The sequence below is a fragment of the Salinisphaera sp. genome, from assembly GCF_035690525.1.
Taxonomy (GTDB): Bacteria; Pseudomonadota; Gammaproteobacteria; order Nevskiales; family Salinisphaeraceae; genus Salinisphaera.
Map to the genome: position 1 here is coordinate 34,040 of NZ_DASSKM010000178.1, position 15,234 is coordinate 49,273.

Annotated in this window: 12 protein-coding genes; 10 read left to right on the forward strand and 2 right to left on the reverse strand. The window is 64.3% G+C overall.

Annotation, left to right across the window (positions count from 1 at the left end; all coding sequences use genetic code 11):
* Nucleotides 1–192 precede the first annotated feature (192 nt).
* Nucleotides 193–3,195, reverse strand: coding sequence for a DUF748 domain-containing protein (locus VFJ08_RS13650; protein ID WP_324997774.1), 3,003 nt, complete (start codon nucleotides 3,193–3,195; stop codon nucleotides 193–195).
* A gap of 71 nt (nucleotides 3,196–3,266) precedes the next feature.
* Here VFJ08_RS13650 and VFJ08_RS13655 point away from each other — a divergent pair, with 71 nt between their 5' ends.
* The 4 genes from VFJ08_RS13655 (at nucleotide 3,267) to bla (ending at nucleotide 6,737) form a co-directional block, all read left to right on the forward strand.
* Nucleotides 3,267–4,133 (forward strand): NAD(P)-dependent oxidoreductase, encoded by an 867-nt coding sequence (locus tag VFJ08_RS13655; protein ID WP_324997775.1) that lies wholly within the window; start codon nucleotides 3,267–3,269, stop codon nucleotides 4,131–4,133.
* 65 nt (nucleotides 4,134–4,198) lie between these two features.
* Entirely contained in the window at nucleotides 4,199–4,333 is a 135-nt protein-coding gene (locus VFJ08_RS13660; RefSeq protein ID WP_324997776.1) for a hypothetical protein, read from the forward strand.
* 97 nt (nucleotides 4,334–4,430) lie between these two features.
* Nucleotides 4,431–5,171, forward strand: coding sequence for a hypothetical protein (locus VFJ08_RS13665; protein WP_324997777.1), 741 nt, complete (start codon nucleotides 4,431–4,433; stop codon nucleotides 5,169–5,171).
* A gap of 798 nt (nucleotides 5,172–5,969) precedes the next feature.
* On the forward strand, nucleotides 5,970–6,737 hold the full coding sequence (gene bla, locus VFJ08_RS13670) for a subclass B1 metallo-beta-lactamase (RefSeq protein ID WP_324997778.1): 768 nt from the start codon (nucleotides 5,970–5,972) through the stop codon (nucleotides 6,735–6,737).
* Nucleotides 6,738–6,900: 163 nt separating this feature from the next.
* Here bla and argH read toward each other — a convergent pair whose 3' ends face one another.
* On the reverse strand, nucleotides 6,901–8,292 hold the full coding sequence (gene argH, locus VFJ08_RS13675; protein WP_324997779.1) for an argininosuccinate lyase: 1,392 nt from the start codon (nucleotides 8,290–8,292) through the stop codon (nucleotides 6,901–6,903).
* 205 nt (nucleotides 8,293–8,497) lie between these two features.
* Here argH and VFJ08_RS13680 point away from each other — a divergent pair, with 205 nt between their 5' ends.
* The 6 genes from VFJ08_RS13680 to VFJ08_RS13705 are packed head-to-tail and all read left to right on the forward strand — an operon-like array spanning nucleotide 8,498 to nucleotide 15,222.
* Entirely contained in the window at nucleotides 8,498–9,553 is a 1,056-nt protein-coding gene (locus VFJ08_RS13680; RefSeq protein WP_324997780.1) for a sensor histidine kinase, read from the forward strand.
* Nucleotides 9,554–9,558: 5 nt separating this feature from the next.
* Nucleotides 9,559–10,281, forward strand: a complete 723-nt coding sequence (locus VFJ08_RS13685) for a LytTR family DNA-binding domain-containing protein (protein WP_324997781.1) — start codon at nucleotides 9,559–9,561, stop codon at nucleotides 10,279–10,281.
* A 37-nt stretch (nucleotides 10,282–10,318) separates the two neighbouring features.
* Nucleotides 10,319–11,239 carry a hydroxymethylbilane synthase gene (gene hemC / locus VFJ08_RS13690; protein ID WP_324997782.1) on the forward strand — a complete coding sequence of 307 codons (921 nt, stop codon included), beginning with the start codon at nucleotides 10,319–10,321 and terminating at the stop codon, nucleotides 11,237–11,239.
* A gap of 54 nt (nucleotides 11,240–11,293) precedes the next feature.
* Nucleotides 11,294–12,061, forward strand: a complete 768-nt coding sequence (locus VFJ08_RS13695; RefSeq protein ID WP_324997783.1) for a uroporphyrinogen-III synthase — start codon at nucleotides 11,294–11,296, stop codon at nucleotides 12,059–12,061.
* Nucleotides 12,062–12,094: 33 nt separating this feature from the next.
* Nucleotides 12,095–14,041, forward strand: coding sequence for a uroporphyrinogen-III C-methyltransferase (locus VFJ08_RS13700; protein ID WP_324997784.1), 1,947 nt, complete (start codon nucleotides 12,095–12,097; stop codon nucleotides 14,039–14,041).
* Nucleotides 14,041–15,222, forward strand: a complete 1,182-nt coding sequence (locus VFJ08_RS13705) for a heme biosynthesis HemY N-terminal domain-containing protein (RefSeq protein ID WP_324997785.1) — start codon at nucleotides 14,041–14,043, stop codon at nucleotides 15,220–15,222. The genes VFJ08_RS13700 and VFJ08_RS13705 overlap by 1 nt, the downstream gene beginning before the upstream one ends.
* The last annotated feature ends 12 nt before the right edge of the window (nucleotides 15,223–15,234 follow it).

The window sequence follows — 15,234 nt, forward strand, 5'->3', positions numbered from 1 at the left end:
CGAAACGACGCTTGCTTGTCGAACAGATCCGCTCGGGCGCGGTAGAGCGCCGAGATAGCCTCGTCACCGTGGCCGTCGGCCATAAGCTGATCGTAGTCCTGGCGCGTTCATTTGCGGATTATTTTTTCTTACAATATGTAGGTACCGGTATTTCTGAAGATGCCGGGCGGTCGGAGCTTATCTGCGGCCGGATCAATGTTTATCGAGCGACAATCGGACAGCCGGTTTGGCGCCCTCGTTTTCCAGCACTTTCGGCGTGCCGCCGAGGATACGGTCGGGATTGACGTCGCGAGCGGCCAGATAGTCCTGGATGGCTTTTTGGCGCATGCGGGCGAGTTGTTCGAGTCGCGCATGGCGCGCTTGTTCGGTTAAATTGTTCAGGTTCAGCGCCCGGGCATCGGCCGGCACCGCCTGGCCGGTCACGCGCAGCGTCCAGTCCGGGTGGTCGCTCATGGCCTGGGCGATTAGCGTCATATAGGTGCGATCATCCGGCCGCACGTAATGTTTGCCCACGGCGAAAATTGCCGGCCGATCCTCCACCGAACGGAACAGATTGAGGAAGCTGTTCTTGAGGTTGTTGAGCAGGCCAACCGGCGAATAGTTCGACAGCAGGGCGGTGCGCAGCCCCGCGAGCACGGCTTCGCGGATCAGGTTGTCGATCGAGAAGTAGGGGTTGGTGACGTCGCCGAGTATTTTGGTGCGGAAGTGGATGATGTCGTTCTTTCCGCGCAAGAGCTTCAGGGCCGTGCTCATCGAGATGCCGAAGGCGATGTCGGTATTCGCGGTGGTGCTGTCGGCCAGCCGGAGGTTGGTCAACGTGGTGTCGAGCACGCCGTCGAGCTGGCCCCGGGTGGCCGAGATATTGAGCGTGCCGTCGGCGACGCCGTTGGCGATCCGGCGGTTCATCGCGGCATTGAGGTAGCCGGACATCGGCGGCAGCGCCAGCGATCGCAGCCAGACGTCGAGATCCATGCGAATGCCCCCGGGCGCGAACGGCGCGATCTCGCCGCGGCTGTCGAGATGACCGTAGGCCCCCACGTCGAGACCCAGCGTATAGCTGGCGCTCTGGTCGGGTTTGGCGGTATCGAGATGATCCAGCGTGAAGTCGAGCCGGGACCCGGTGATTTCGACCGTCGGTGTAACCGTGGTGTCCACGAAGGCGATGGACGGGCCGGACAGCTCGAGATGATCCACGGCGAAGGTCGTCGCGCCCGCCGAATCGCCGTCGATCGGCGTGTCGGGCCGCTTCGCGCTTGCCGACGACGATGAGTTGTCGCTCGGGCCGCCGACGAACCGGCTGATCACGCCCATGCCGCCGGCGTCGCGGCGGGTATGAATATTGACGTCGTCAAGGACGAGGCTGTGCATGCGGTAATGGGTCCATTGCTTTAGCGAGAATTGGCTGGCCTTCATCGACACCGCTTGAACGACAGCGCTATCGGTGTCGGTGTCGCCGAGAAGGCGCAGGCCGCTGGCCTCGATTTCATCCAGCCCAATCGAGCCGAGCCCGTCGATATCGATGCCCGAAACATCGACCTCCAGTAGCCGGGCCCACGGCGCGTCGATCGCGCTGTCCATGACGTTCAGCTTGTGGCTGTACGCAGAGCCGGATACGGTCAGCCGCAGCGCCTTACCGGTCGCGTCGGGCTGTTCGGCGTACCGGCCGTCGAAGCCGAACGTGGCCGCCGACATCGTCACCGGCGCGCCCGCGATGGCCAGATGCACGTCGTCGGCATCCAGCTTGCCGCTGGCACGGCGCGAGAACAGCTTGGCGCTGTGCAGGCTTATGCGGCCTTGCCAGTCGACATGGCCGGCGCTCATGTGGCTGGTTTTCGGGATATCGAAGACGAACCGATCGCCGGCCAGCGAACCGTCGGCATCGACCTGCGTGCCGTTGCCGGTGAGCCGCGTTGTGGTTTGGCCGTTCCAGTCGAGCGACCGGCTGGTGATAGCGAGGGTCTCCGGCACGGCGAACGACATGGCGCTGGTGGTGAGAACGCCGTCGGTATCGATACGGGTGGCGTCCGGCGTCAGCGTGAGGTCGATCGCCCCGGCGAGGTGCGTCGCGTCGCTGGATAACGCGAGCCGGTCGCCGGAAGTCAGGCGGGTGCGCCGCGCATCGAGATTGCCGTTGCTGGTCACGCGCGTGGCGGCGTTGCCGAGTTCGGCCGTCGCCTGGCCGGTCCACGTCGCGCTCTGCTGACTGAAGTCGAGCTGATCGGCGCGTCGAACCTTGACCTCGGACAATTTCACTGTGCCGTTGACGGTGATCCGGCCGGGTTGCCGGTCGGTTGGCCACAGCCGCGCCTGCTCGTTGCCTTGCCAAGAGAGCAGGCCGCCGCGCACAGCAATACCGCCGGTCGTGTTAAGGCGTGCGTCGCGCCAGCGGCCTTGACCCTTGAGGTCGAGGTCGAGCTCGCCGTTGGCGTGGTACACGATCGAGGCCCGTTGATTGGCGTCGAACGTGCCGCCCAATGCGGTGATGTAATACGGGCGCGCCAACGGCGACAGCGCTTGCATGGCAAAATCCGAAGCCTCGATCGAGAACTGCGCGCGCCAGTTGGCGCCGAGCGGGTGGGCCCTGCCGTCGAGGGTCAGCCGGCCGCCGGCCGCCTCCAATCGGGTGTGGATTTCGGTGGCCTGCTTCGGTTGCCAGGTCGCGATCGGGCCGATTTCCAGCCGCGCGATGCCCAGTGCCTGATCGATAGCCGGCCGATCGCCGCGGGCGGGCTCGCGGTAGTGCAGTTTCACGTCCGCGATCGATATCTCGTCGACACCGAAGCCCCAGCCGCTCCGGTCGCCGCCGGAAGACGATACCGGGATCGCGACGCCGGCGACGGTGAACTGCCCCTTCGCGTTCCGGCCGGCGTCGATGCGGGCGTGGCTGAGGTGGATCTCCGACAGCTTGATATGGTGATCAAGCAACGGCCAGTAATCGATATCCACCGCGAGACGGCCGATCGAGAAACCGCGGCCGTTCGGGCCGTGGCCGCGCACGTCGTTCAGGCTGATTTGGCCGGTGAAGATATCGGCATCCACATCGCCGATATCGGCCGTGATACCTTCGGCCCGCAGATAATGCCGGAGCACGTGCCGCACCACGAAGGGCGGGGCGATGACGAGCGCGGCGACCGTCACCGCCAGTAGCGCGCCGATTGCGATCAACGCCCATCGCGCGCCTCGTCTGACTGCCATGCCTTCGTCGGTTTCGGCCCTCGGGTTCGGCAGCTTATCATCGATCGAAAGCCACGCATGGAAACGGTGTCATGAACAGTGCATTTCTCGGACTCGGCGGCATGGGCCACGGCATGGCCGCCAACCTCAAACAAGCCGGTCTGCTGACCGCGGTCTATAATCGCACCGCGAGCCGGGCCGAAGACTTTGCCGCCGAGCACGGCGTCGAAGCCGTTGCCGCACCGGCCGAGGCGGCCGCGCACGCCGAGGCGATCGTGCTCTGTGTATCGGCCGACGACGACGTGCTGGAAATGGTGGATGCGTTGACCGGCGCGCTAACCGACCGGCACGTCGTGATCGACTGCTCCACGGTCGCCGGCGATACCGCGAAGGAAGCCGCCCGCCGCGTCGCCCAAACCGGAGCGGCCTTCGTCGATGCGCCGGTCTCCGGCGGCACCGAAGGCGCGGCCAACGGCACCTTGGCCATCATGGTCGGCGCCGACGACGCCGTGTTCGAACGCGTCATGCCGGTACTGGAAGCGATGGGCGCGGGTATCACGTTGATGGGGCCGATCGGTTCCGGCCAGGCCACCAAGGCCGTCAACCAGATCATGGTGGCCGGCATCAATCAGGCGGTGTGCGAGGCCATGCGCTTCGCGGCGGCCATGGACCTGCCGCTGGAAAAGGTGGTCGACGTGGTCGGCTCGGGCGCGGCTGGCAACTGGTTCGTCGATCATCGCGGCAAGACCATGGTGCGCGACGTGTTCGAGCCCGGGTTCAAGCTCAAACACCACCACAAGGATCTTGGTATCTGCTTGCATATGGCCGGACTGAAGAACGGCGAACTGCCGTTGTCGGCCAGAACGCGCCAGGACTACGATCAACTCATGGCCGCCGGCCACGGCGACGAGGACATCTCGGCGCTGTACCGCGCCCGGGCGGATCTTTTTGGTAAATAGTTGAATCTCCGCTCGAACTACCGTGCTGCTGAAATACAAAAATACTTTTTCACTTATGAGTAGACTTGAACATCCCCTATTCCTTCGCTGCGGCAAGAGTTGCACGAGGTTTGAAGCCCAAAAAATCGCTCAGTCAACCGCCCGAAGCGCTGGCGCGCTTCGGGTTTCTCCGCGCCTGCGGCCGCTCCGGCGGCAACTGACCTTGGGCGCTGTGAAGTCAAGATCGTATTAATCCTACTTAAGTTTCAGGCATACCCGTCGATAAAGATTTAAAGGTCCGTTGTCGGGAGGGCGCTCGTGGTATCCAATGTCACTGCTTATACAGTATCTTCTGCCGCGACAAGGGCTAAATCCACCTCCCATACTTATCTCGTAACAAACAAGCCTTCAGCCCCGGGTGGCCAAGCTGATATTACTGCACAAGAAGGCATATCACTGAGCGTAACCAGTCGCCAACTGGCTCAAAGCGCCATTGCTGCCGATAAGCGCGATGCGTCCATGACCCGGTCCGAGTTGGCCGATGAAGCCAAGCGCCTGCGCAATCAATTCAGCGGGTCGGGATACAATCGCGAATTGGCTGCTCAAGAGGTGCCCGATACGGAAAATCCGGCCCTGTTGGCAAGAGCCAAACAAGCCACCGCATTTGTGCAGAGTCGTCAGGCGCATAGAGGCCATAGCACGGTGGAGAATCCTTTTCACAATTTATCGTATGAGCAGCTAACACTGATCATGTACGACGATAGCGGACGTTTCACCAAAAACGAGCGGCATGTGGCTTGGCTAGAGCAATATGACCGTCGCGAGGAATGGGCAGAAAAAGTAGTCGCGCAGGCACACCGTGAATATCAGGCCACGGGTCAGAACGATCATTTCTATCAAGCATGTATTGATCATTACAATGGTCTGCCACGCATCGAGCGAGTACAGTTTCCGGTCGATTATGTGCCACGATTGAAATATTGGATCGCTAATAATAAACCCGCTGAAAAATCCAGCTATTTGGAAATTTTACTTGGTCAATTTGATGGTAACGGCTAAACCTAAGCCTGAGCCCTAAGAGCTGGCGCGGCTTGGGCCCTCCGCGCTTGCGGCGCTCCGGCGGCAACCGAATTCGGGCGTTAGTACTTAAAGAAGGAGAACAATTTGCGCATTAGGGTAATAAAAATTACGCAAGACAACATCAATAACAACCATTTGTACTTCGCGAATGCCATGAATCTATTTCCGAAGAATGCTTTCGGTGGATCATTCGCTGCTGAAATGCTGGTTCAGCAGCTCTTTAAGGCGCATTGCGAGAATAGGTGTGCCAGTTCAAACTGACACTATTTCGGCATTATGCGCGAGGGTGGCTTGAGCCACGAAGAAAAAGATGACACATCTATAAACTCCTGTGCGTCATTTTTTTCACTCTGTACTATTCATTATTTGCATCGCCTTAGTTGCCAACGGCTTTGTATGCATCTATGTGACAATTCTCGCTGCACTTATTACGTTCAACCCTCCCGATCAGGCCATGGGATTCGGTATTTACGTAATTCTTTGCTTCGTAAGCACATCATTCATGTCTTTATTTTCTTTCTTATTTAAAGAAAAAGTAATCGCAGCTACAACTATTCTGGGTATTTTCATACGCCTTACTTTGCTTTCGTTTATAACCACTGTCTGCGGTATCGGTGTACTATGGTTACCAAGCATACTGATAATGTCCGATATCGTATAACAAATTGCTGCAGTTGACCGACCTAAGCGCTGGCGCGCTTTGGATTGCCTTCAAAGGCTACGTCTGCCCCGTCGATAACTGAGCCTAGGCGTTATGCAGAAGAAAGGTAGGCCTACATGTCACGTTTGATTTTTACCATTCTTGCGTGTTCATTCTTGCTAATAGGATGCCAGCACTTCCGAAATGCGCCTTCGGATACGGCGCATACCGCCTTCTCCGGTCCCTCGACAAACTCGGACAGTCAAATTCGGAAGCTGCGTCCCGGCGTCTGGATTCATATTTCACACCATAAATTTCCCAGTGGTGCCCGCTATCCTTCCAACGGTCTGATTGTCCGTGAAGGTGACAGCCTACTGCTCGTCGATCCTGCATGGGGGGCTGCAGCCACACGGGTGTTGCTCCGTCGCATCGAGCAGGAGATCGGTCTGCCGGTCCGCCGCGCCATCATTACGCATTTTCATGACGACCGTACCGACGGGTTGGAGGTGCTGGAGCATGCCGGCGTAGAGGTGTTGGCAACCCCGTTGACCCAAAAGCTGAGCACTATGGACGGAGGTCCGGTATCCGACGGCACACTTTCGGGGCTGAATACGCCCGGCGCCACCATCCAGGTGGGCACGGTTGAAGTGTTGTACCCGGGGCCGGCCCATTCTCCCGATAATCTTATGGTTTGGCTGCCGGAACAGCGGGTGCTTTTCGGGGGCTGTGCCGTGCGTGCTATAGATTGGAAAACGCTGGGCAATCTGGAAGATGCGGACCTTGCATCCTGGCCGGAGGCGATTCGCCGGGCACAGGCGCACTACCCGAACGTGAAGATCGTAGTGCCGGGTCATGGCGACGTTGGTGGACGAGAGATACTCGAGCACACGCTTCGGCTGCTATGAAGCCACGTTAAGTTGCTGGGCAGTTTAACGAGGCGCTGTAGATGGCGTTCAAAGCGTTGCTACGCTTTGGTTTCTCCGCGGGCTACGGCCGCTCCGGCGGCAACCGCGCTTGGGCGTTAGCCGCAAATATGACGAGTTTTTATTTAGGGGCGATTTCAATCGGTCAGAGCCCCAGCGCTTCACGCGCCCGGGCCGCGGCGGCGCGGACTTGGGCGGGCGCGGTGCCGCCGATATGGCTGCGCGCGGCCACCGAGCCTTCCAGCGTGAGCACGTCGTAGATGTCCTCGCCGATCGCGCCCGAGACGGCTTGCAAATCGGCCAGCGGCATCTCGGCCAAGTCGCAGCCGGCCTCGATCGCGCGCGACACACAGCGGCCGACGATCTCGTGGGCATCACGAAATGCCACCCCGGCCCGCACCAGATAGTCGGCCAGATCGGTGGCGGTGGAAAAGCCGCGCCGCGCGGCCTCGCGGCAGGCCGCGCGGTGCACGCCGATATGCGGCGCCATATCGGCGAACAGGGCGACGCAGGCGCCGACCGTGTCCGCGGTGTCGAACATCGGCACCTTGTCTTCCTGGTTGTCGCGGTTGTAGGCCAGTGGCTGGCCCTTCATCAGCGTGAGCAGGGCGGTGAGGTGGCCCTGAACACGCGCGCTCTTGCCGCGGGTCAGCTCGGCGACATCCGGGTTTTTCTTTTGCGGCATGATCGAGGAGCCGGTGCAGTAGCGATCCGGCAGTTCGACGAAATCGAAGGCCGGGCTCATCCACAGGATCAGTTCCTCGGAAAAACGCGACAGATGCATCATGAGGGTGGCGGCGGCGGCGACGAACTCGATCGCGAAATCGCGATCCGAGACCGCGTCCAGCGAATTGTCGATCACCCCGTCGAAGCCAAGTTCGGCCGCGACCATTTCGCGGTCGATGGCAAACGTCGTGCCGGCCAGCGCGGCGGCGCCGAGCGGCAGGACGTTGGCGCGCGCCCGGATCTGGGCCAGCCGCTGGCCGTCGCGCGCCAGCATCGCCTGCCAGGCCAGCATATGATGGCCGAAAGTCACCGGTTGGGCGACCTGCATATGGGTGAAGCCGGGCATGACGGTGTCGGCCTCGCGCTCGGCCAGATCGATCAGCCCCGCGCGCAGCCGGTTTACCTCGACCATCAGATCGTCGAGCGTATCGCGCAGCCACAGGCGTACGTCGGTGGCGACCTGATCGTTGCGGGATCTGGCCGTGTGCAGTTTTTTGCCGAGGGCGCCGATGTCCTCGGTCAGCCGGGCCTCGATGTTCATGTGCACGTCTTCCAGCGCGCCGTCCCAATCGAACTCGCCGGCGGCGATACGGGTTTCGATGGCCCGTAGCCCGGTCTCGATCCGGGTGAACTCTTCCGCGGTGAGCACGCCGATGGCCGAAAGCATGCGCGCATGCGCGATCGAGCCGGCGATGTCGTAAGGCGCCAGCCTTGTTTCGAACGAGACCGATTCGGTGAACGCGGCCACCCGGGCATCCGGGCCTTCGGCGAAACGCCCGCCCCAGGTCTGATGACTCGACTGCGTGCTCATTTCCTGGCTCCGGTGATGTGGGTGGCCGTCCGCGCGTGGCCGGCGCGCGAGTATAGCAATGCCTGCGATGCGCACCCCGGGCGCGCGGGCCAGGGGCCAATAGCCGTATGCGCTATGCCCTCGGTCTGATGCGCACCCCGGGCGCGCGGGCCAGGGGCCGGTCCGAACTTGACGCCATGGCGTTACTGTTCAAAAACTGTCGCTCATGTCCGAGTCCGATCGACCGACCGCCATCCTGCCGGATTTCTGCACCGGTGCGCGTGTTTTGCGGGTTCTGGTCGTCTGCGAGGCGGTGGCCGTCGTGCTCGCGCTCGGCAGTTCGATGTCCGGCGGTCTCTGGCAGCGGCTGTTTCTGCTCTCGGTTTATGTGCAGTGGATCGGCGTCTGCAGCGCGACCGTGCTGTGCCTGATCCGTCGTCACGCGGCCCGGCTGAACACGCGCGCCGTGGTCGCGCTGTCTTACCTTGGTTTGTTGCTGGTGACCTACGCGGTCACCGAGATCATCTTCGCCGCCGGGCGCTTCGCCGGTTTCGGCCTGATTATCGAAAATAGCAGCCAGGGGGCGTTCGTGGCGCGCAGCGTGGGGATCTGCGCGGTGGTCGCCGCGCTAGCGCTGCGCTATTTCTGGTTGCGCGCGTCCTGGGCGGCGCACGCCGAGGTCGAAATGCGCGCTCGGCTGGAAGCGCTGCAGGCCCGCATCGAGCCCCATTTTTTGTTCAACACGCTCAACAGCGTGGCCGCGCTGATCGCGGTGCGGCCGGCGGACGCCGAGACCGCGCTCGAGGATTTGTCGACGCTGCTGCGCGCGCGTCTGAATACCGACAGCCCGACCGCGATCCGGCTGGCCGAGGAAATGCGTCTGGTCGAGGCTTATGTCCGGATCGAGAAGCTGCGTCTGGGCGATCGGCTGGTTATGGAGGTCGATCTGTCGGACGGCGCGCGCGAGTGCCGGCTGCCGTCGCTGTGCCTGCAGCCGTTGGTCGAGAACGCGATCGGTCACGGCGTCGCGCGGCTGCCCGACGGCGGCACCGTGCGGGTGCGCGCCTGGGCCGCCGATCGCGCCCTGTTCGCCGAGGTGCGCAACCCGGTGGCCGCGCGCGCCGGACGGGCCCCCGGGCACCGCCAGGCGGTGACGAATATACGGCGCCGGTTGGCGCTGGCCTACGCCGGCGCGGCCCGGCTCGATTTCACGCATGACGAAACCTGGTTCACGGTAACGCTCCAGTTGCCACAGCAAGACCAGGAAGACGCACCGATATGAATGTCATGATCGTCGACGACGAACCGCTCGCCCGTGAGCGGCTGCGCCGCATGATCGAGACTTTCCCCGGCTACGCCGTGGTCGGCGAGGCCGCCGAGGGCCGGGTCGCGGTCGAGCGCGCGGCCGAACTGGCGCCCGATGCGGTACTGCTGGATGTGCATATGCCGGGGGTCGATGGCCTGCAGGTGGCCCGCGAACTGGCGGGCGCGGATTTGCCGCCGGCCGTGATCTTCATTACCGCGCACAGCGAGCACGCGTTGTCGGCGCACAACAGCCAGGCCGACGGCTATCTACTCAAACCGGTGCGGCGCGACGATCTGGCGGCCGCGCTCGTCCGCGCCCGCCAGCCCAGCCGCGCCCAATACGCCGCGCTGGCCGGGCATTCGGACGACGGCGGGCCGGTGGGCTATGTCAGTGCGCGCACCCGCGACGGCATCGAGCGCGTGGCGATTCGCGATATTCTGTATTTCTGGGCCGATCAGAAATACACCTCGGTGTTTCATCTGCACGGCGAACTGCTGATCGAGCAGTCGCTGGCCACGCTGGAACAGTCGCTGTCGAAGTCGTTCATGCGGGTGCATCGCAAGGCGCTGGTCGCCCGCGCGCAGGTCACCGGGCTCAAATACAATAGCGACGGCAGCGCCTGTTTGACTCTGCGTCATGTCCGGACCACGGTGCCGGTTTCGCGGCGCCGCCTGACCGAGGTGCGGGCGTTGCTCGATTCCTGATCTTTGCCGCAAGGCGACCCTTCGCGAGCCATCGTTAATGCTCAAGACCCTGCGTATCGCCACCCGCCAGTCCGAGCTCGCGCTCTGGCAGGCCCGCCATGTTCAGGCGCGCCTGGCGGTAGCGTTGCCCGAGACCGACGTCGAATTGTTGCCGATCCGCACCGAGGGCGACCGGATCACCGACCGGCCGCTGTCGGCTATCGGCGGCAAAGGATTGTTTTTAAAAGAACTCGAGGCCGCGATGGCAAACGGCGAGGCCGATCTCGCGGTGCATTCGATGAAGGACGTGCCGGCCGAGCTGCCGCGTGGATTCGCGCTGCCGGTGGTGCTCGCGCCGGCCAGTCCGCTCGATGCCTTCGTCGCCAACCACTACGACACGCCCGCGGCCATGCCGGCCGGCGCGATCGTGGGCACATCGAGCCTGCGGCGCGCGGCCATGATCAAACATCTGCGGCCGGATCTGGAAATCAGGAACTTGCGCGGCAATGTGCAGACCCGGCTGGCCAAGCTGGACGCCGGCGATTACGACGCCATTCTGCTGGCCTGCGCCGGTCTTGAACGGCTCGAACTGGCCGCGCGTATCCGTTGCGAGCTGACCCCCGAGCAGAGTCTGCCGGCGATCGGCCAGGGCGTGCTCGGCATCGAGATCCGCGTCGACGACAGCGCGACGGCGGCCGCGGTCGCCGCACTGGACGACGAATACACCCATATCCGCATCGATGCCGAGCGCGCCGTGAACCGCCGGCTCGAGGGCAGCTGCCACCTGCCGATCGCCGCGCACGCCACGCACGACGGGGTGACGCTGCGGCTCTGCGCCTGCGTCGGCCGCCCGGACGGCACGCAAATGGTCCGCGACGAAATCAGCGGCCCGGTGGACGAGGCCGCCGAACTCGGCCACGCGCTGGCCGAACGCCTGTTGGTCGCCGGCGCCGACCGGATATTGGCGGATCTGGGTTGACCTGGTGGCCTGGGTTAACCTGACGGACCTGGGCTGAGCAATTTTCCGCACGTCATGCCGAGACCCGATCTGACCGACGCCACCGTTTGGCTGACGCGCCCGATCGCTCAGGCCGAGGATTGGCGCGCGGCGCTGACGGCCGCCGGCGCGCGGGTCTGGCTCGAACCGCTGCTCATCATCGAAGCGCCCGACGACGAGGCGGCCGCGGCCGCCGCCCTGGATAGCGCCGAAGCCGCCGACATCGTGATCGCGACCTCGGCCAATGCGGTGGCCGCCGCGGCGCGCCTGCGTCCGCGGTGGGCGCCGCGGGGCCGGCTGATCGCGGTCGGCGGGGCGAGCGCGGATGCGCTTGCCGACTACACCGGCCGCCCGGTCGCCACGCCGGCGCGTTCGGACACGGAAGGGCTGGTCGCCATGAGCGCGCTGGCGAGCGTTGCCGGGCGCCGTGTCGCGTTGCTGGCCGGCCACGGCGGCCGTCAGGCGCTGGCCCAAACGTTGATCGGGCGCGGCGCGCGCCTCGACAAAATCGCGCTCTATCGGCGCGCGCCGGCGCCGATCGCGGCCGATCGCCTGGACGGCCTGCTGGCCGCGGACGCGGTGATTGTAACCAGCGTCGAGGCTTGGCGCCGTCTCGCCGCGCTCACCGCGGGCGCGCGCCGCGCGCGGTTGCGCCGGCTGCGGTTGGTGGCCGCCAGCCAGCGTGTGGTACAACAAGCCGGCTGCGACGTTGATTGGTCGGTGGAACCGATCGTAATCGAACGCATGGATGCGACGGGCGCAGTGGCCGCGCTGGACCGCGTCTGGCCGGTCCGTGGACAATAGGGGCCATCGACACCGGGGGATAGCCGCCATCTTATGAGCCAAGACAAGCGCGACAAGAACAACGCCGATCGATCCTCGTCGTCCAGCAGCAACGACAAGCACGCGTCGGGCGGCGAAAAATCGCCGGATAAGTCCAGATCGAGCCCCGCTGCCGCGGGCCGGTCCGGCGATGCCGGCGCGAAGCCGTTGGGCGCGTCCCCGTCGGCATCGGACTCGGCGAAGAGCCGGAACGCCGGCGACAAGCCCGATTCCGACAAGCGCCAAGCGGCGTCCGGCGAGCAACCGTCCGCCGTCGGGTCGAGCAAGACCGCCGACCGCGCGTCCGGTGCCCCCCGGCAAAGTGGCGCCGGCACGGCCGGGGGCGACAAGAACAAGCCGTCCCCGGCCGGCGCCCCGTCGTCGAGCGGCACCGGCAGCGCCGCTTCGACCGGGGGCAAGGACAACGCCCGGAGCGGCGGCGCCGGTCAGCACAGCGCCGGAAACAAGGGCGGCGCGCCGGCCTCGGCGACGGGCCAACGCCCCGGCGCGGGTGGTGCGGATACGCGGCCCGCTGTCGGCGGCACGAGCGCGGACCCGAAATCCGCGGCATCGAGTTCGAGCAGCGCGACCTCGTCGAAGACTAGCGCATCGGCCGGCAAGAGCGCGGCCGCCAGCAGCGCGACGCCCACCCGCACGTCCGGCCAAGGTTCGAGCGGCGGCGGTCGCTCCGGGGCGAGCCCCTCGGGTCCGCGCGGCGGCGGCAAGAAACGGCCGGTCGGCCTCGTGTTGGCGGTCGTCGCGCTGATCATCGCGATCGCCGCGGCGGCCGCGACCGGGTATCTGTGGTATCGCGGCCAGCAGCGCATCGCCGCGCTGGGTTCGCGTGTCGACACGGTCGAAAAAGCGCTGCAGAACAATGTCCAGAAAGTGGTCCTGCCTAAGCTGTCGGACATGCGCAAGCGGATGGACCAATTCTCGCAGCGCACCGACCGGCTTTCCCAGGCGCTGGATCAGCGCAAGCAGCAGATCGCGCAACTGCAGCAGACCATCCGGCAAGTACAGCGACAAAACACGCAGCTTTCCGACCAACTCGGCGGCGGTCACGAGCGCTTCGTCGAGCAGCGCATCGCCTTGTTGCTGGAAGCGGCCAACCAACGTCTGCAGGTCGAACGCGACCCGCACGGCGCTGTCCAGGCGCTGAAGCTGGCAGACAAAGTGATCGCCAAGAGCGGCAATCCGGAACTGCATCCGGTACGCGCCCGAATCGCCGATGAGATCGCCGCGCTCAAGGCGTTGCCGAACCCGGACATCGAAGGGCTCTCGCTCAAGCTCGCCAGCGTGATCGAGCAGGTGCCCAAGCTGCCGGTGAAGTCGGACGTACCCTCGAACTATCAGTCCGGGAACGGCTCGAACTCGGCAAACGGCCCGTCCGAAAACAACCATGGTAACGACGACAACGGCGGCATGGTCGAATTCGCGGGCGTGACGCTAGCCAAGAAATGGCATCAGTTCGTCGATTCGATCGGCGATGCGCTGTCGCAGATGGTAACCATCCGGCGGGCCAACGGCACCGAGAACGCGCCGGCCCTGATGGCGCCGGATCAGGCGTATTTTCTGGTGCAGAATCTCCAGCTGCAGCTGCGTACCGCGCGGCTGGCGTTGTTGGGCGGCAACGCGCAGACCTATCACGACGCGCTGTCCGCGGCGCGCAATTGGGTGCAGAAGTATTTCGACACCGGGGATCCGCGCGTGTCGGCGGTACTGGACGATTTGTCCCAGCTGTCGCACGTCAAACTCGACTGGCAGGCGCCCGATCTGTCGGCCAGCCTGAAGACGCTGCGCCGGATCATGGATCGCGACGATCAGGCCAATGCCGGCACTACCGCGTCCGGCTCCGGCGGTAACGGGGTCTCGGCCGGCAGCGCGGGCGGTTCCAAGCAAAACGGTTCGACCCGCGGCGGCTCGACCGACAACAGCGCTTCCGCGGCGGGGAATTCGTGATGCGCCGCCTGCTGCTCGCTTTCTTCATCTTCATTCTGCTCGGCATTCTGCTGTCGCTGGTGTTCCGGCAGCACCAGGGTTATGTGCTGATTTCATTCAACGGCTGGCAGATCGAAACCTCGGTGCTGTTCGCCTGCGCCGCCGTGTTGCTCGGGTTGTGGGTGCTGGCCCTGGCTTGGCGAATTCTGGTTACGCTGGTGTTCGCGCCGCGCAACATCCGCGGCTTTGTCGGCCGGCGACGCCAGCGCAAGGCGCGCCGTTCGCTGTATACCGGTCTCGAACACATGGCCGAGGCGCGCTGGGCGTTGGCCGAGGCCGATTTGCAGGCGCTGGCCGAGTCCAACGAGGCGCCCGGCCTGAATCATCTGTTTTCCGCGCGCGCCGCGCAGTATCAGCAACATCTCGGCGATCGCGACCGCTATCTGCAAAAGGCGGCCTCGCGCAAGTCGATCAGCGAACTGGCGGTGCTGCTCACCCAGGCCGAGCTGCAGATCGCGGCCGGCCAGACCGCTGAGGCCCAGGCCACGCTGGCGCGCCTGCACGATCTGCAGCCGCGTCATCCGTGGGTGCTGCGTTTGTATGCCGAGCACGCGATGGCCTGCGGCGACTATGCACGGGTGGATCAACTACTGCCCGAACTGAGCAAGCACGCGGCGCTGTCCGCGTCGCGGGTGCGTGAGATGTCGGTCGCGGCTTATCAGCACCGGTTATCGCAGCAGCGCGATGTCGGCGGCCTGACCACGACCTGGCGGCACATGCCCAAGGAACTGCGTCGCGACCCCGAGATCCTGCGCCACTACGCGCTGTGCCTGAAACGCGGGCGCGCGGACGACGAGGCGGCCAACGTGATCCGCAATGCGCTGAAAAAACAGTGGGTGGCTCCGTTGGCATTGATTTTCGGCGATTTCAAATGCAGCGATCGGACCGAACAACTCGCCACCGTCGAGGAATGGATCAAGATTCACGGCCGTGAGCCGGAGTTGATGCTGATTGCGGGCCGGTTGTGTCTGCGTAATCACCTCTGGGGCCGGGCGCGCAGCTACTTCGAGGCCGCCGCCCAGGCCGAGCGAACGCGCGCCGATGCGCTGCTCGGACTCGGCCACCTGTTCGAGCAGATCAACGAGGCCGATCAGGCTCGCGCGGCTTATCGGCGCGGGCTGGAGCTGCGCGCTTCGCAATGAAGCGCGCTCCGG

What these genes read in the sequence shown, in the direction of transcription:
- VFJ08_RS13650 (WP_324997774.1), bottom strand. Translation starts at nt 3,195, where the DNA reads ATGGCAGTCAGACGAGGCGCGCGATGGGCGTTGATCGCAATCGGCGCG.
- VFJ08_RS13655 (WP_324997775.1), top strand. Translation starts at nt 3,267, where the DNA reads ATGAACAGTGCATTTCTCGGACTCGGCGGCATGGGCCACGGCATGGCC.
- bla (WP_324997778.1), top strand. Translation starts at nt 5,970, where the DNA reads ATGTCACGTTTGATTTTTACCATTCTTGCGTGTTCATTCTTGCTAATA.
- argH (WP_324997779.1), bottom strand. Translation starts at nt 8,292, where the DNA reads ATGAGCACGCAGTCGAGTCATCAGACCTGGGGCGGGCGTTTCGCCGAA.
- VFJ08_RS13680 (WP_324997780.1), top strand. Translation starts at nt 8,498, where the DNA reads ATGTCCGAGTCCGATCGACCGACCGCCATCCTGCCGGATTTCTGCACC.
- VFJ08_RS13685 (WP_324997781.1), top strand. Translation starts at nt 9,559, where the DNA reads ATGATCGTCGACGACGAACCGCTCGCCCGTGAGCGGCTGCGCCGCATG.
- hemC (WP_324997782.1), top strand. Translation starts at nt 10,319, where the DNA reads ATGCTCAAGACCCTGCGTATCGCCACCCGCCAGTCCGAGCTCGCGCTC.
- VFJ08_RS13695 (WP_324997783.1), top strand. Translation starts at nt 11,294, where the DNA reads ATGCCGAGACCCGATCTGACCGACGCCACCGTTTGGCTGACGCGCCCG.
- VFJ08_RS13700 (WP_324997784.1), top strand. Translation starts at nt 12,095, where the DNA reads ATGAGCCAAGACAAGCGCGACAAGAACAACGCCGATCGATCCTCGTCG.
- VFJ08_RS13705 (WP_324997785.1), top strand. Translation starts at nt 14,041, where the DNA reads ATGCGCCGCCTGCTGCTCGCTTTCTTCATCTTCATTCTGCTCGGCATT.